Origin of the sequence: Bacillus sp. FSL P4-0248 (assembly GCF_038593305.1) — a bacterium.
Classification (GTDB): domain Bacteria; phylum Bacillota; class Bacilli; order Bacillales; family Bacillaceae; genus Bacillus; species Bacillus safensis.
In genome coordinates this window covers 1,928,722-1,943,416 of record NZ_CP151983.1, presented here as the reverse complement: position 1 = coordinate 1,943,416, position 14,695 = coordinate 1,928,722, and the positions used below count along the sequence as shown (strand labels likewise).

Genomic DNA, 14,695 nt, shown 5'->3' with positions numbered 1-14,695 from the left:
TCATTCTATGCAGCAGGAATGTTTACGCAATAGAATAAAATACAGAAGAACATCGATGCGCTGCCGCCAAGAACAAAGCTGTGCCAAATCGCATGATGATAGGGAATTTTCCGCCAAATATAAAAGATGGTTCCGACTGAATATAATATGCCGCCTAACAGTAAGAGGCCAAATCCTGCACCTGTTAATTGGATATAAAGCGGTTTGATGGCGATGATGATCATCCAGCCCATTAATAAATAGACAAGGGTAGATACGATAATAAAGCGTTTGACGAAAAAGATTTTAAAGACAATCCCACCAGCAGCAAGCGCCCATACAATGGCAAGGAGCGTATAGCCGAGTGCACCTTTTAGTGGTCCAAGTAAAAAGGGTGTATATGTACCAGCAATCAATACATAAATAGCCGAGTGGTCGAGGATTTCAAAAATATCTTTTGTTTTTTTGTGCCGAATGCTATGAAGCAGGGTTGAGCTTAAATAAAGCAGCAGCATGGATGCACCAAATATCGAAAAGCTGATAATGTCTGTGACAGTGCCGTATTGAACAGCGAATAAGACGAGAAACACAATGGCTGGGATGGATAAAATAACACCAATGCCATGTGTAATGGCGTTTGCAATTTCTTCTTTTACAGTAAACAATGGATGTCCTCCTTTTATTGAACCGGTATATAACCATCAAGCGACTTCAGGAATGAAAGACCTTCAAGTGTAATCTTCGTTCCGGCCCTGCCTTTTCCTTTCGTCACGTATGCTTTTTTCTCAAGATCATCTAAGCGGTTTCGCACCTGCTGAGGGGTCAGCGGGATATCTCCTTGTTTGCTTAATTCAGATAAGATGCGCCTGCTGGCTGCTTCTCCTTTTTCATTGAGAGATTTAATGGCTTCCAGCAAGAAAACAAATTCTTGTTTTTCCATTAGTGTAAGCTGGTGTTCTTCCTTTTTACCTTTCACGGCTGAGGGAAGAGGTGCTAACACAAAGGGCGGTAAATGATGTAAAAATACCGTGTGGCCCTCGAGTATGGACGCAGCGTAATGAACAATATTTTTGAGTTCTTGGACATTTCCTTCAAATGGATACTGCTGCAAGGCTTCCCAAACACTTGGATCAATATCAGGTGCCATGTTCAGCTTTTGAAAGAAAGCATTTGTTAACACAGGAATATCTGTTTTTCGTTCGGCTAAAGCTGGAAGGGCCAAATGAAGAACATTCAGACGATAAAACAGCTCGGGTAAAAAGGTAGAAGAAACCCTGAGTGCCTCTATTGATAAAGACGAAGAAGCGATTACTTTTGTTGCAGGTGACGTTTCTAGAAAGTGAATGACCTGGTGCTGCATAGAAATACTTAATGCACCGATTTCATCTAAATAAAGAATTTGATTGTTTTTTTCTATGAAGGCTTTCTGTAAGGTTTCTTCATTCAAGATGGGGCAATACATGTGTGTCAGTGATGCGTGTGGAACAGATACGTTCGCCATTTCTTGGGCGAATAGCGTTTTGCCTGTACCGATGTCTCCTGTTATCAAGACCGGCTGTTCGTTTTTCGAAAATTGTTTTGCCAGATGAATTGCATGCTTGATATCTTGATGATCACCATAGATAGATGCGAATGATTGAGTGGCCATTGGGTGATTCCTTTCTTTGTGGTTCTAATTGGTTCAATTGTAACACCCAATTAAAACAAATGTACAGGAAAACGAAAAAGTTTATAAAATTTATGATGGATCCATGATCTATTGGTTTATTTTTTGAATATTCATGTTATAATGACAAATTAAATAAGGTTAAAGAGAAAGGATCTTGTACATGAAACCGTTGCTCAAAGAAAATACGCTAATTCAAGTGAAAGACATCTTAAAAGCCCATCAAAATTTGAAGGATGTAGTCATTCATACACCACTTCAAAAAAATGAGCGACTTTCTGAACGATATGAATGCAATGTCTACTTAAAAAGAGAGGATCTTCAAGTAGTTCGTTCCTTTAAATTAAGAGGCGCTTTTAATAAAATGAGCCAGCTTCCAAAAGATAAACTAGAAAATGGCATTGTCTGTGCAAGTGCAGGAAATCACGCACAGGGTGTTGCCTATTCTTGTAAATATTTAGGCATCCACGGGAAAATCTTTATGCCTGCTACGACGCCAAGGCAAAAAGTATCACAAGTGGAGCTGTTCGGAAAAGAATATGTTGAAATTATCTTAACCGGAGATACGTTTGATGATTCGTATCATGAAGCCGTAAAATGCGGAGATGAAGAGAAGCGCGAATTTATCCATCCGTTTGATGATCTGGATGTGATGGCAGGACAAGGAACGACTGCTGTCGAAATCTTAAATGATATCGAAGTGGAGCCTCACTTTTTATTTGCAAGTGTCGGAGGTGGAGGTCTGTTATCTGGTGTTGGTACATATATCAAAAATATCTCACCAGAAACCGAAATCATTGCAGTCGAACCGCTTGGCGCAGCTTCACTGCATGCCTCGCATGAGAAGGGCGAGGTTGTGACACTTGATTCGATTGATAAGTTTGTAGACGGAGCAGCGGTTCAGCGGATTGGCGAAAAGACGTTTACATCGCTTCAGTCTGTTGTCGATAAAATCAGTCTTGTACCCGAAGGGAAAGTGTGTACAACGATTTTAGAGCTGTATAATCAATGTGCGATTGTAGCAGAACCGGCAGGCGCATTGCCAATCGCAGCATTAGATGCTCATCGTGAGGAGATCAAAGGGAAAAATGTTGTCTGTATTGTCAGTGGAGGAAATAATGACATCGGCAGAATGCAGGAAATCAAAGAACGCTCGATGATCTATGAAGGGCTTCAACATTACTTTATTGTCAATTTTCCGCAAAGAGCAGGAGCGCTTCGGGAATTTTTAGATGAAGTGTTAGGGCCAAATGATGATATCTCACGCTTTGAATATACGAAAAAGAATAACCGAAGCAAAGGTCCTGCGCTAGTCGGCATCGAATTGAAAGAAAGAGATGACTATGCAGCGCTGATTGAGCGGATGGATAGAAAAGGCTTTCACTATGTTGAAGTGAATAAAGATCAAGATTTATTCCACCTATTTATTTAGGCTTAACAGATAATTGGAAAAGAGGATTGATCGTTTGTGCTGCTCAAAACAATATGTTTTAGACGGATGGATGGAGCTCAGATCAAGGTAACAGAAGTCCCTGTTCTAAAGGGAGATGAGACGTATCGTTTCATGCTCACCTTTAGACTTGAAGCTTTCTTGAAAAAAGTCTATGTATCTAAAGGAAAGAGAACTGTGTACTCTTTCAGAGAGGATGTGAAACGTAACGTCAAGTGGAGCACATATGAACAGATCTATCAGGAGCCTACACTGAAACACAATGCGTAAGCAGGAATCTTTGTCAAAAGGGGTAAGCAGCCATTTTGAAGTGGCCGCTGCTCAGTTTGGCAAGGATTTTTTTCTTGACAAGAAGAAAATGTGACAATTTCAAAAACGTTAGGTCAGTTGTTTTCAAGTGTGCAGGAAATAAGGTAATATCATAAGTAAAGACTAAGACAGCAAGGATGAGACGATAGTGAAACAAATTAAAATTGTAACAGATTCAACTGTGGACCTTCCGCAAGAAAAAATCAATGATCTTTCCATTCACGTGATTCCGCTCAATATCTCCATTTCTGGAGTTGATTATATTGACCGGGTGAATATACAGCCAGATGAATTTATTGAGAAAATGGAGGCCGCTGAGGAACTGCCGAAAACGTCTCAACCTGCGATCGGTCAATTCGTCGAATTATATGAAAAGCTGACGGCAGATGGAAGCGAAGTGATCAGTATCCATTTAACTGGTGGTATGAGCGGTACTGTTCAAACTGCTGAAAGCGCTTCGAAAATGGTAGATGGAAATATCACGGTGATTGATTCGCATTTTATTTCCTATGGATTAGGATTTCAAGTCATCAAAGCAGCAGAACTAGCCAAAAAGGGTGCAAGCCGTGAAGATATTATCACAGAATTAGATAAAATCCGTCATCAAACAAAGCTATATGTCACGATCGATACATTAGAAAATCTCGTCAAAGGCGGCAGAATTGGAAGAGGAAAGGCGCTCATCGGCTCACTTCTTCACATCAAACCTATTGCCAGCTTGACAGACGGGGTATATACGCCAGAAGCGAATGTGAGAAGCTACTCTGCGCTTGTCCGCCATCTGACAAAACAGTATGTACAGGCGGTGAAGGGAAAAACAGTTCAAGCCATTGGGATCGCACATGCAGATGCATTAGAACTCGCTGAAAAGCTAAAAAAAGCGCTGCTTGATCACACACCTGAAGCACTGATTGACATCGCCTACACAACACCGATTATTTCGTGTCATACCGGAAAGGGTGCAATAGGCTTTACTTTTTATACCGATTGATAGAAAAAGGGGATGGACATATCATGTATAGAAAAAGGGGAGCCTTACTTGGTGCGCTTATGATGGTAAGCGTGCTTCTTTTAGTCTCATGTTCAAATGGACAAATCAAGGATGCTTTAAATTATCAAATAGAGCCGTTTGAGTTTGAAAACCAAGATGGCCAAAAGGTGTCATTGGATGATTTGAAGGGGAAAGTATGGGTAGCTGATTTTATTTTCACAAGCTGTGAAACGATTTGTCCGCCGATGACTGCTCATATGACAGAGCTGCAAAAACGGTTAAAAGAAGAAAAATTGGATGCGCATATCATTTCCTTTAGCGTGGACCCAGAGGTCGATTCACCGAAAAAGCTAAAGGAATTTGCAAAAGCCTATCCATTGTCCTTTAAAAATTGGGATTTTCTCACTGGGTATTCACAGTCAGAAATTGAAAAATTCGCAATGAAAAGCTTTAAAACCATTGTAAAAAAACCTGAAGATGAAGACCAAGTGATTCATCAGTCCCTGTTTTTTCTTGTCAATCAAGATGGGAAAGTGATGAAAAACTATGATGGGGTGCAAAACACACCTTATGATGACATCATCAAGGACATCAAAACGCTGAACCGAAGCTAGCATAAGGATGTTCAAATGGGCGAAAACATGATACACTTTTTTAATCAGAAAAAGGAGGGACATCATCGTTTGAAGGCTCGTTTGATTTTGATTGTGATGTCTCTAGCTTTTGTTCTTTCTGCATGTTCCGCGCAAGAGGCTGGCATAAAGGATAAACTAGAAGACACACCAAAAGTAAAAGAACATATTACCATCGCAGCGGTTGGAGATTCCTTAACAGAAGGAATCGGAGATCAAGATAAAAAAGGCTATGCAGGCATAACCCGTGACAAGATAGAAGCAGTGGACGGCGTGCAGTCTGTCACATTAAAAAACTATGCCATTAAAGGCAGTAGAACAGTAGATTTATTAAAAAGATTAAAAGAAAAAAAGGTGCAGGACGGACTGAAAGACGCTGACTATATTTTCTTTACGATCGGCGGGAATGATCTCATGCATGTTGTCCGTCAAAATGTGCTTAATTTGACGTTTGCTCCTTTTCAAAAAGAGCAGGGTCCTTTTGAAGAGCGCTTTAAAACCATTCTTGCTCAACTGAGAGAACAGAATGACCATGCGAAAATCATGTATGTCAGCATGTACAATCCTTTTAAATTCAGTTTGTCTGAGCTGCGAGATATTGATGAAGTCGTTCAAGACTGGAATGCCGCTGCCAAAAAGGAACTCAAAAAAGACGGCAATGCGGATATGATCAATGTAGCAGATTTATTTGAAGAAGGTTCTGATGAAAAATTACTGGCAGAAGATGATTTCCACCCAAACCAAAAGGGGTACTCTCTTATGGCAAATCGTTTATTCTCCGAAGTGAAAAAAGAAGGACTGCCGAAGGAATAGGGTGAAACAGATGAAAAAATGGAAAAGCTTATTTTTTATTTTACTTGCAATCAATCTATTGATTGTGATTGGCTGCGGTATTTTGATGCTGCTGCCAGGCGGTCAATTCGCTTCAACCAAAGAAGTGAAAAGCGAATATGCTTTTAATATATCCAGCTCAAAGGAATCACTCACCAGCTTTGTGAATGATTATTTGAAAAATCAAGGATCAAATGATATGCCAGACTTTCATGTAGCAATCGATCAAGATGTGAAAGTAACAGGCGCAATTAAAGCTTTCTCTTCAACGATTGATGCAAACATCTCATTTACGCCAACTGTTGAAGATAATGGTGATGTGCTTTTGAAAGTGGATGACTTTTCAATTGGACAATTGAGCATTCCGATTAGTTTTGTTTTAAGCTACATGGGTCAGTTCTATGAGCTGCCAGAGTTCGTTCATGTAAAACCGGATCAAAAAACGGTTGAAGTGCGTCTTTCAGAAATGCCGCTGACGAATGATATGTATGTGAAAGCAAATAAAATTGATCTGCAGAACGATGAAATTGAATTCTCATATTATCATCCAAAGCAATAGAACGTGTGAGTCAGGAGTGAAATCATGAAGCGAGTCTATCAATATTTTAGTTTACTGTCGTTTTTATTTGCTGCGTACTTTGGCATAACAGCTGCCAATGCTTTAAAAGCAGAAAATATTGATCAGTTTTACTTAAATATTGCCTACTGTGCATTATTTCTAGGCACGATGATTCTTGCTTTTGATTTTCAAAAGCAAGAAAAAGCTGAAGATGTCTCGTAAGGAGCCTTTTCCACTTTAGGAAAGGCTCTTTTTTATAATTGCCGAGACAAGACCACCTTTGCCATAAGTTCAGGATCTCCGTTAGCAAAACCATGAAGCAGAATCAGGTATGCACGCTTTGTTTGCAGATGAACTTTTGGGATATCAAGCAGTACACTTTGAGTGCCGGCGGCTTTCAATTCAAAATGATATTTGTTCGGGGAGAAATGATGAATGTGGGTGCTGTTTACATAATCAAGCTCCTTCGATATAACCCCATGGTCTCGTTCGTATATATCTATAGAAGGAAGGTCCGGAGACAGCTGTACAAATGTAAGTGCTGACAGGTCTTCTTGTTTGATCAAAGTAGCCTGCTGCTCAGTCAAGAGTGCAAAGCCTGCTCGGGCACCTGTGATACATAATGTGTAGACCTCGCCGCTCTTAAATCGAATGCGGGAATGAAGAATTCTCTCATTTGTAGCCAGTTTGAACACTTCTATTTCATACATTCCCTCATCCCACTCCATATAAGCGGTCAAATGGCTGTAAGGCATTGGTTTCATTATCTGCTTCCGGTTCACATAAACAGCGAGCTCACTGAGATCTGGTGCAGCGTGAAATAATCGAATAAAGGCTTTTGATGAAGGGCTGCTTTGAAGATGCTCGTAGGTGTCAGCGAATGGCCGATATGGAAAGTCATGATAAAAGAGCTGCTGCATGTCATCAATCCCTTCTTTCTCATGCAATGGTGTTTTTTGTAGCGTATGCATGAAAAAGACGATCTGTATAGGCAAAAGAAGCATAGAAAAAAGCCTGACGTTTTCCGTCAGGCCGGCATGTTAAGAAGGAGAAGAATATTGATGATATTCAGCTAGTTTAATGAACGTTTTTTCATCCTCAATTAAACCACAAACACCGCACTGGACTTTCATTTGAGGACCTTGATAGCTCAAGTGAAAAGGAGACAGCTGTTCTCCTTCGTATCTTTCAACAACTGCTCCTGTTGCTGGATCAAGCTTTACAGGTTCTGAAAGCTGCTCAATGAGATTAAAGCGCGTTCTGTTTGTTTTACAGTTTGGACAAAGATAAGGGCTTGTCATGGTTTGTTCCACCTCTTTTTATCCGTAGCATGTCCTGAGCGCTAAAATCTATGCTTAATCCTTTTGACTTTTATCCAGCTTTTTAAATAATTTGATCATTGTTTTTAGTTCTTCGTCATCAAATGATTCAAATCGCTCCATAAAGTATTCGGTTTTCTTTTTCTCAAAATGCTCAGTAATTTCCTTACCCTTATCGGTTAAGTGGATTTTGATGATGCGGCGGTCCTCTTTTGAGCGGATACGGGTGATCCAGCCTTTTTCTACGAGTGTGTCAGTCACAGCGGTAATATGACTTGCTGACACTCCAAGAATGGAAGCGAATTCCGTTACTTTTTTTGCACCTTGCTCACGGAGCAGATTTAAAATAAGAAATTCATTCCGAGATAATTCGTTTTCGAGCAGGCTGTTAATTTCATAACGGATCTGCTTAAATACGGTTCTCAGTAAAGTGTCCATTTCGTACATCATTTGTTTTCTTTGTTCCAATCATTAAACCCCCATTATATTTTAAAGATACGACAGAATGCTTTCTTTTATTTTAGGTAGACAAGTCGTATCATTTTCATTATTTTTTATCATGTTATAATATGATGATACCATTTTTTAAATGAAGGGGGCACTAATATGTCTGAAAAACAAGAATTAGCCACATTTGCAGGAGGCTGCTTCTGGTGTATGGTTAAACCTTTTGATGAACAGCCGGGCATTATCAAAGTTGAATCAGGGTATACTGGCGGACATACAGTGAATCCGACCTATGAGGAAGTATGTACAAATACAACGGGACATAGAGAAGCGGTTCAAATCACGTTTGATCCTGACGTGTTCCCGTATGAGAAGCTGCTAGAGCTGTATTGGCAGCAAATAGACCCAACAGACGATGGGGGGCAATTTGGCGATAGAGGGGAATCTTACCGTACAGGTATTTATGTTCATCATGACGAGCAGCGAAAGCTAGCAGAAGCATCGAAAGAGCAGCTGAGCCAAAGCGGGATTTTCAAAAAGCCAATCGTTACAGAAATTTTAGACGCAGGTCCTTTTTATCCAGCTGAGGAATATCATCAGCATTATTATAAGAAAAACAAAATGCACTACGAACGATATCATGTCGGTTCGGGCAGAGCCGGTTTTATTGAGTCCCATTGGAGTGATAAATAATGGCAAATGAAAAAGAAAAGCGTATAAAAGAATTAAACCGCATGCAGTACGAAGTCACGCAAAATAATGGCACGGAGCCGCCATTTCAAAATGAATTTTGGGATCATAAAGAAGAAGGTATCTATGTGGATATCATTTCAGGAAAGCCGCTTTTTTCTTCTTTAGATAAGTTTGATGCCCACTGCGGATGGCCAAGTTTTACAAAACCGCTTGAAGAGGAAGAAGTAGCAGAGAAGGTTGATACGAGTCATGGAATGGTGCGGACAGAGGTTCGCAGTAAAACAGCTGATTCTCATCTAGGTCATGTTTTCCCTGATGGCCCAGGGCCAAACGGTCTTCGGTATTGTATTAACTCAGCCGCTTTAAAGTTTATCCCAAAGGATGATCTTGAAAAAGAAGGCTACGGGGATTTGAAACATCTATTTGATTGATCCATTTAAAAATCGTCACATGGAAAGCAGCTGCTTCCGTGTGACGATTTTTTATTTTTTATGATGTGTATGATGTAATTGTTCGATGATGTGGAACAGCTTTTCTTTTGTAATGAGCGGTGCTTCTTTTGAGGTGTAATTCGTTAAGTCGACTTTTTGAAAGGCAGGGTGCAAATGTGGTCTTGGTAAAATGGCATAAAATTGTTCATGTTCAAACAGTGCATCTGCTTCGTGCGGGAATGTGAGCTCCTCGTGAAGCTTTTCGCCAGGTCTTTTTCCGACTACAAGAACATCTGGAGATTGAGCATTGATTTGAGCGGCATATTCGTGAAACGCTTTTAAAAGATCGGCAAGCTGTAAGGACTCCATCTTGAGAATGAAGGTTTCGCCGCCTTTCATCATAATTGCTGCTTGAAGTGTGAGGGAAACAGCCTCTTCAATAGACATAAAAAAACGTGTCATATGAGGATCAGTCACGGTCAAAGGTTTTTCATTTAATAGCTGCTGGAGCATGATCGGAATAACGGAACCTCTAGATCCAAGCACATTGCCAAAGCGTACAGAGCAAAACCTGGTTTTTTGATTCGGAATACTTTCGTTTGCTTGGAAAAATAGTTTTTCTGAAATCAATTTTGTTGCACCCATGGCATTCGTCGGAGAAACCGCTTTGTCAGTTGAAATGTTGACGACATGACTCACTTCATGTTCGAGGGCGGCTTCAATGACGTGCTGTCCGCCGATGATATTCGTTTGAACGGCTTCGAACGGATTATCTTCACAAGTGGGTACTTGTTTTAAGGCCGCTGCATGGAAAATGATATCCACACCCTTGACGAGCTGTCTCACGCGGCTTGCATCCCGGACATCTCCTAAAGCGAATACGACTTCTGGATGTTCTGCGTACTCATTTTTCATCATGTATTGTTTGCTGTCATCTTTACTGAAGACGATTATCTTCTTTGGAGAGCAACTTGTTAATTTATTCACGATTTGCCGGCCGATTGACCCCGTACCGCCTGTAACCAATATCGTTTTGTCACGAAAAAAGGTCTTCAAAGTCGTTTCTATCTGTTTGGACATATCTAATCCCCCAACTCTCATTTCTCTACTTTGCATCATATGTGAAAGAGCGGCATTCGTTTGAGGAAAAGAACCACTTCATGCATAAATTAGGTGAACAAATTATAACCATCTGCTAGTCGTCTTAATAGAATATGGAGAGATAAGAGATCAACTAGAAAAACGAGAGACCTGAATACTTCAGTACTGCGGTCAGCTCGGGAAGAAAATGGTAAGGGAGCTGTGCGCGAGGGGAGAAGAGAAGACATGTATAGGGGAAATCGTATTTTAGCTATGATACCTGCATTTAGAAGTCACGACGGCCAGCATGATGAACACATACGCATATTGGCAGAGAGGCCGCTTATCTATTGGACCATTCAGCCGTTACTGCAAATGATTGAATTAGATGAAGTCATCGTCTCCTCAGAGGATGTCAATACGCAAATCATTTCATCTCACTACGGAGCAAATGTGATTGAACTGCCAAGCACACATGTGACAGAACAAACGCCGTCACTGTTAGCTGTGAAGCATGCGCTTGCTTATTTAGAGCGGGAGGGAAAAACCTTTGATATTGTGCTGTATCTGCATCCATCGTCTCCTCTAAGACAGCCGGCAGATATCGAGAAGTGCTTGCAGCTTTTAGTGGAAGGGGGATATGACTGCACCGCATCTTTTACAGAGGCGTTAGAAAACCCAAATGAAACTTGGACACTGCATGAAAACAATGAAGCTACTTTATATAAGGACAATCATTACTTTTTCATGCCAAAGCATGAGCAGCCATATACGTATGGCCGGCTAAATGGTGCGGTATATGCTTTTCATGCTCATTATGCAAAAGAATGCATTCATTCCTTTTTAGAAGGATCTGTCGGAGCTTATATGATGGATCGCACGCGGTCGCTTGTGGTGAAACAGGAGGCAGACCGGAAAGAGGCAGAGAAAATCTTATTAGCTCACCGAGATGCGGAAGATCATGCATAAGCTGGCATTCAACGAGAAAAAGCGCCCAGTTATAGGGCGCTTTTTACAATGTCATAAAGCCTTTGTGGCATCGTATCAAATGTATTCCAGCGAACGGCTTGCTCGTAGTTGTTCAGTGCGGCCGTCTTTCTTTCACCTGCATTTGATCCATAGTATTCAACCTGTTCTATCAAATCGTCCTCATCTTTGTAAAAAGCAAAGCTTGAAAAAGCAGGCGGCGGAGGTAGATCCGTCAATTGAAAACTCCCAGTTGCAGCAATGTCAAATGCTCTGTTATTGAGGCTCATATTTTGAATCATGGCTTTGTTTTTGTTATACGCAAATTGAGCCGGCCTATGCGGATTCAGGACAATCGCTGTCTGCTGATAAATGTCCGCCATTTGCTGAGGACTCAGCCAATTCGTTATGAGTGTGAAATCACGATAATGTCTCCGTGATTTGTTTAAGTGACGGTGCCATTCCTTACCTGCAACGAGAATACGCCATTTGTTTTGCTGCAAGAGTGTATCGATGGCTTTGATGCGGTTGGGATAAGGGTAGCCAATGAGTGCAATGTCATACGTGCACATCTCTTCTGGCGATTCATTTTTCTGAAAGACACGTGTATTTGCCGGAATGGGAAAGTAGTGCGTATGATCAGCGCCTAATTGTTTATAAAATGGCAAAATCCCTTCATCAATCGTTAATATAAGCTGAGCTTCATGTGCGCAAGCAGCTGACACATCTGTATAAAAGGGATCTTCTGTCATCCAAAGAACAATCGGGATTTTTTCTTGTTTGAATTGATGAAGCACATCTTTCGGAACATGATCACCGATCATCATCAAAACAAAATCCGGAGAAAATGTCCGGATTTTGTGCATGTTCGTGGGTAGAGATTCTCTATCAATCTTTACACATGAAAAGGGGGAATCAATGAAGCTTTCTTCTACCCATTGATCAAACATGTGATAGATTCCGCCGTAGCCAGAACTGATATAAAGAAGCTTCATGATGATCCTCTCACATTAAGAAGTGAATGTAACACTTTCAACTTTATCTACATCTAATAGAGTCGTTGCTGAGCCTGTAGGTGTGACAGAGCTTTCTTGTGTAACAAATACAACACCTGTTGAAGCATCGAATGATACAAATTGAACTGGCCCAATTAAATCTCCTGAGTCAGTGACAATGCTAATGACTGTTCCTGGTGCAAGTCTTGCAAAGATCCATCTTGCTGGCTGAGATACATCGAGTGTTGTAGCAGAATCTGAAGGTGATGCCTCAGCTGCCACTTCACTTAATAAATCGTTCAATTTTTCTTCCATTTGAACTCCTCCTTCTTCGAGATTAGCTGTTAATGCATGAGTAATTGGTTTGAAAAACACTTTCAATAGTTCCTTTTTTAATTCAGCACGCTTTTCGCTCATTTTTTCCCCATCCTTTCTTCATCAATTCAAACTCACCCCTATGTATATGCCGTTCTTTTTTTTTGGCATAAGCAGAACGCTGATTCCTGATCTTTTTTTCATTTAATTACTTCACACATTTTTAAAAATGTTTTCAAATGCTGAGGCTAAATGAAGTGACGCTCATACTCTAGTAAAGATTAAATGTGAAGAGAGAGGGATTATGAATGGAATTTGAACAATTATTAGATGGTTGGAACGAAGAATTACTAGAGTCGGAAGGAGTGCTTGAAATCATCTTGATTTTACTTCTTCTTCGTCTTTTAGAAGAAAGTGGGGAAGAGAATGTGTCAGACATCAAAGAATTACTTCGTCCATGGCTTGAGCTTGGCATTCCAGTGCCGCGTGTTCATTTGGTCAATGGAGATGTACTTCAAAACGTGGTTGTCGTGCAATTGTTTGATACAGTTGCAGTCTTTAAAAACGCGACAAATCAGCTAAGAGTGAGTGTTCCTTATGTGAACATTGTCAGCTGGGGGGCTTTTTAATCTAATCAAAAAGGATAATGATCATGAAAGTATCGGTGATTTTAACAAGCTACAATAAACCAGATTTCATTGATCGTGTGCTAAAGAGTATGGTAGATCAAACGTATCCGCATTGGGAGCTTTTGATTATGGATGATGGTTCAGAAGAGGGCACCATTCAAAAGATCCAGCCCTATTTAAGTGATGAACGCATTCAGCTGTATTCGCACACAGTTCATCCAGCAAAACGGCTGTTAACCGCACGATATGCGACGCTTATTAATGAAGCATTAACCCGTATAACAGGTGAGCTCATTTGTTATTTAACCGATGATACCATGTACCATCAAGATCGTTTGCTTAAAATGGTGGATGTTTTTCGGTCGAAGCCTCACATAGATATTGTGTATTCCTCGCAGCGGGTCGTGCATGTTGATCAGCATTTAGTGGAAACGATGAGTTTTATTCGAGAAGCAGATCAAATCTTAGAGCATGCGTCCTTTCAAGTGGACCATTGTTCGGTCATGCACAGAAGCTGCTTGCTTCCACTGATCTATGAAAAATACGGACAATATTGGGATGATGAGCCAAAGCACTGGCATCATGCAGATTCTGTATTTTGGATGAGGCTGAATCATTTCGCTGCGTTTTTTCCATTAAAAGATGTACTGGATACAACGTATAAAACGCCCCATTCCTTTCATCATCTGTTTTCGAGTATGCCGTATGATTTAATTGACGGAACGGTCATTGAAAAAGAAGGAGATTATTATCAAATCGCAGACGGGAAACTTCATGGAATTGAAAAACGCTGGATCAATGAAAAGAACAGGCGTGCGATCCGTGTTCCGCTGTTATGTGAGATGAAATATGAAATGAAAGAGAAGCTGGCAGTACCCAATTATACAGTCGTTACCGCAGATAATGGGAAAACATTCTTTTATATTGAAGATCAGAAAAAAAGACGGTTTGCTTCAAAACGTGACGTGCAATATTTTCAGTTTCACCCTAAGGAGATCTATACGATTTCAAATGATCAGCTTCAGGCATTTGAGGATGGCAGCATAATTCAGGCTTCTCCAGTTTTCAGTCCGCCAAACAGGCGCCTGTTTAAATGGAAACAAGATGTTTATTTACTTGTGCATTATGCCTTTTGCCGTATTGATCCTGAGGTCGTGAAGCGATTTGCTTTTTATCATCAGCCGATTAAGCTGTACCCATCCCAATTTGCGTTTTTTCAGGAAGGAAAGCCGATTGTGCCGCTGTATAGGGAATCGCTGCAAGAATTCGATATGTCTCTTTATCAAACATCCGGACGAAAGCACTCCTCATAAGAGGGGTGCTTTTTTCGCAATGATTGCAGGAAGTAGAAAGGAAAAAGCGAAACATGAAAAGGACAGGAACCTTTAAGAAATGATCAAGCC

Annotated in this window: 20 protein-coding genes; 12 read left to right on the top strand and 8 right to left on the bottom strand. The window is 40.6% G+C overall.

Annotated features, from left to right (window positions below; translation table 11 throughout):
* Nucleotides 1-5: 5 nt before the first annotated feature.
* Nucleotides 6-644, bottom strand: coding sequence for a hemolysin III family protein (locus NST65_RS09745; RefSeq protein ID WP_024428144.1), 639 nt, complete (start codon nucleotides 642-644; stop codon nucleotides 6-8).
* Nucleotides 645-658: 14 nt separating this feature from the next.
* Nucleotides 659-1,627 (bottom strand): sigma 54-interacting transcriptional regulator, encoded by a 969-nt coding sequence (locus NST65_RS09740; RefSeq protein ID WP_024428145.1) that lies wholly within the window; start codon nucleotides 1,625-1,627, stop codon nucleotides 659-661.
* Between the two features lie 181 nt (nucleotides 1,628-1,808).
* Here NST65_RS09740 and ilvA point away from each other — a divergent pair, with 181 nt between their 5' ends.
* From ilvA to ypmT, 7 genes are all read left to right on the top strand, one after another.
* The gene (ilvA, locus tag NST65_RS09735) at nucleotides 1,809-3,077 is read left to right on the top strand and encodes a threonine ammonia-lyase IlvA (protein ID WP_024428146.1); all 1,269 of its coding nucleotides are present in this window, start codon (nucleotides 1,809-1,811) and stop codon (nucleotides 3,075-3,077) included.
* A 36-nt stretch (nucleotides 3,078-3,113) separates the two neighbouring features.
* Entirely contained in the window at nucleotides 3,114-3,365 is a 252-nt protein-coding gene (locus NST65_RS09730) for a YpmP family protein (RefSeq protein WP_024428147.1), read from the top strand.
* 187 nt (nucleotides 3,366-3,552) lie between these two features.
* Entirely contained in the window at nucleotides 3,553-4,395 is an 843-nt protein-coding gene (locus tag NST65_RS09725; RefSeq protein ID WP_111926535.1) for a DegV family protein, read from the top strand.
* 59 nt (nucleotides 4,396-4,454) lie between these two features.
* A complete protein-coding gene (locus NST65_RS09720; RefSeq protein WP_029706009.1) occupies nucleotides 4,455-5,009 on the top strand; it encodes an SCO family protein in 555 nt (184 codons plus the stop codon).
* 69 nt (nucleotides 5,010-5,078) lie between these two features.
* Nucleotides 5,079-5,840, top strand: a complete 762-nt coding sequence (locus tag NST65_RS09715) for an SGNH/GDSL hydrolase family protein (RefSeq protein WP_024428150.1) — start codon at nucleotides 5,079-5,081, stop codon at nucleotides 5,838-5,840.
* A 10-nt stretch (nucleotides 5,841-5,850) separates the two neighbouring features.
* Complete coding sequence (locus NST65_RS09710; protein ID WP_111926537.1) at nucleotides 5,851-6,417, top strand: YpmS family protein; 567 nt, start codon at nucleotides 5,851-5,853, stop codon at nucleotides 6,415-6,417.
* Nucleotides 6,418-6,441: 24 nt separating this feature from the next.
* Nucleotides 6,442-6,639, top strand: coding sequence for a protein YpmT (ypmT, locus tag NST65_RS09705; RefSeq protein ID WP_024422723.1), 198 nt, complete (start codon nucleotides 6,442-6,444; stop codon nucleotides 6,637-6,639).
* A gap of 32 nt (nucleotides 6,640-6,671) precedes the next feature.
* Here the strand turns inward: ypmT and NST65_RS09700 are convergent, their stop codons facing one another.
* From NST65_RS09700 to NST65_RS09690, 3 genes are all read right to left on the bottom strand, one after another.
* Nucleotides 6,672-7,388: a DUF4397 domain-containing protein gene (locus tag NST65_RS09700; RefSeq protein WP_235046713.1), complete on the bottom strand. Its 717-nt coding sequence runs from the start codon at nucleotides 7,386-7,388 to the stop codon at nucleotides 6,672-6,674.
* A 69-nt stretch (nucleotides 7,389-7,457) separates the two neighbouring features.
* Nucleotides 7,458-7,718, bottom strand: a complete 261-nt coding sequence (locus NST65_RS09695; protein ID WP_024422721.1) for a hypothetical protein — start codon at nucleotides 7,716-7,718, stop codon at nucleotides 7,458-7,460.
* A gap of 54 nt (nucleotides 7,719-7,772) precedes the next feature.
* Entirely contained in the window at nucleotides 7,773-8,204 is a 432-nt protein-coding gene (locus tag NST65_RS09690) for a MarR family transcriptional regulator (protein WP_007500780.1), read from the bottom strand.
* A 138-nt stretch (nucleotides 8,205-8,342) separates the two neighbouring features.
* On the opposite strand from NST65_RS09690, the gene msrA reads away from it, so the two are divergent.
* Nucleotides 8,343-8,876: a peptide-methionine (S)-S-oxide reductase MsrA gene (gene msrA / locus NST65_RS09685; RefSeq protein ID WP_024422720.1), complete on the top strand. Its 534-nt coding sequence runs from the start codon at nucleotides 8,343-8,345 to the stop codon at nucleotides 8,874-8,876.
* Nucleotides 8,876-9,307: a peptide-methionine (R)-S-oxide reductase MsrB gene (msrB, locus tag NST65_RS09680; RefSeq protein ID WP_024422719.1), complete on the top strand. Its 432-nt coding sequence runs from the start codon at nucleotides 8,876-8,878 to the stop codon at nucleotides 9,305-9,307. The genes msrA and msrB overlap by 1 nt, the downstream gene beginning before the upstream one ends.
* Before the next feature lie 51 nt (nucleotides 9,308-9,358).
* Here msrB and NST65_RS09675 read toward each other — a convergent pair whose 3' ends face one another.
* Complete coding sequence (locus tag NST65_RS09675; RefSeq protein WP_034280530.1) at nucleotides 9,359-10,387, bottom strand: SDR family NAD(P)-dependent oxidoreductase; 1,029 nt, start codon at nucleotides 10,385-10,387, stop codon at nucleotides 9,359-9,361.
* Nucleotides 10,388-10,633: 246 nt separating this feature from the next.
* Here NST65_RS09675 and NST65_RS09670 point away from each other — a divergent pair, with 246 nt between their 5' ends.
* A complete protein-coding gene (locus NST65_RS09670) occupies nucleotides 10,634-11,356 on the top strand; it encodes an acylneuraminate cytidylyltransferase (protein ID WP_046311519.1) in 723 nt (240 codons plus the stop codon).
* 29 nt (nucleotides 11,357-11,385) lie between these two features.
* Here the strand turns inward: NST65_RS09670 and NST65_RS09665 are convergent, their stop codons facing one another.
* Together NST65_RS09665 and NST65_RS09660 are read right to left on the bottom strand one after the other, a co-directional pair.
* Nucleotides 11,386-12,348, bottom strand: a complete 963-nt coding sequence (locus NST65_RS09665) for a DUF3880 domain-containing protein (RefSeq protein ID WP_111926539.1) — start codon at nucleotides 12,346-12,348, stop codon at nucleotides 11,386-11,388.
* 15 nt (nucleotides 12,349-12,363) lie between these two features.
* Nucleotides 12,364-12,765 (bottom strand): hypothetical protein, encoded by a 402-nt coding sequence (locus tag NST65_RS09660; protein WP_024422714.1) that lies wholly within the window; start codon nucleotides 12,763-12,765, stop codon nucleotides 12,364-12,366.
* A 206-nt stretch (nucleotides 12,766-12,971) separates the two neighbouring features.
* Here NST65_RS09660 and cgeC point away from each other — a divergent pair, with 206 nt between their 5' ends.
* Entirely contained in the window at nucleotides 12,972-13,292 is a 321-nt protein-coding gene (cgeC, locus tag NST65_RS09655; RefSeq protein ID WP_034280536.1) for a spore maturation protein CgeC, read from the top strand.
* Nucleotides 13,293-13,309: 17 nt separating this feature from the next.
* Nucleotides 13,310-14,605: a glycosyltransferase family A protein gene (locus NST65_RS09650; protein ID WP_034280538.1), complete on the top strand. Its 1,296-nt coding sequence runs from the start codon at nucleotides 13,310-13,312 to the stop codon at nucleotides 14,603-14,605.
* Nucleotides 14,606-14,695 lie beyond the last annotated feature (90 nt).

Bases quoted from the DNA above. Each gene is read 5' to 3' on its own strand.
- cgeC (WP_034280536.1), top strand. From the start codon at position 12,972: ATGGAATTTGAACAATTATTAGATGGTTGGAACGAAGAATTACTAGAG.
- NST65_RS09665 (WP_111926539.1), bottom strand. From the start codon at position 12,348: ATGAAGCTTCTTTATATCAGTTCTGGCTACGGCGGAATCTATCACATG.
- NST65_RS09695 (WP_024422721.1), bottom strand. From the start codon at position 7,718: ATGACAAGCCCTTATCTTTGTCCAAACTGTAAAACAAACAGAACGCGC.
- ypmT (WP_024422723.1), top strand. From the start codon at position 6,442: ATGAAGCGAGTCTATCAATATTTTAGTTTACTGTCGTTTTTATTTGCT.
- ilvA (WP_024428146.1), top strand. From the start codon at position 1,809: ATGAAACCGTTGCTCAAAGAAAATACGCTAATTCAAGTGAAAGACATC.
- NST65_RS09675 (WP_034280530.1), bottom strand. From the start codon at position 10,387: ATGTCCAAACAGATAGAAACGACTTTGAAGACCTTTTTTCGTGACAAA.
- NST65_RS09740 (WP_024428145.1), bottom strand. From the start codon at position 1,627: ATGGCCACTCAATCATTCGCATCTATCTATGGTGATCATCAAGATATC.
- NST65_RS09710 (WP_111926537.1), top strand. From the start codon at position 5,851: ATGAAAAAATGGAAAAGCTTATTTTTTATTTTACTTGCAATCAATCTA.
- msrB (WP_024422719.1), top strand. From the start codon at position 8,876: ATGGCAAATGAAAAAGAAAAGCGTATAAAAGAATTAAACCGCATGCAG.
- NST65_RS09700 (WP_235046713.1), bottom strand. From the start codon at position 7,388: ATGCATACGCTACAAAAAACACCATTGCATGAGAAAGAAGGGATTGAT.
- NST65_RS09650 (WP_034280538.1), top strand. From the start codon at position 13,310: ATGATCATGAAAGTATCGGTGATTTTAACAAGCTACAATAAACCAGAT.
- NST65_RS09720 (WP_029706009.1), top strand. From the start codon at position 4,455: ATGATGGTAAGCGTGCTTCTTTTAGTCTCATGTTCAAATGGACAAATC.
- NST65_RS09670 (WP_046311519.1), top strand. From the start codon at position 10,634: ATGTATAGGGGAAATCGTATTTTAGCTATGATACCTGCATTTAGAAGT.
- NST65_RS09660 (WP_024422714.1), bottom strand. From the start codon at position 12,765: ATGAGCGAAAAGCGTGCTGAATTAAAAAAGGAACTATTGAAAGTGTTT.
- msrA (WP_024422720.1), top strand. From the start codon at position 8,343: ATGTCTGAAAAACAAGAATTAGCCACATTTGCAGGAGGCTGCTTCTGG.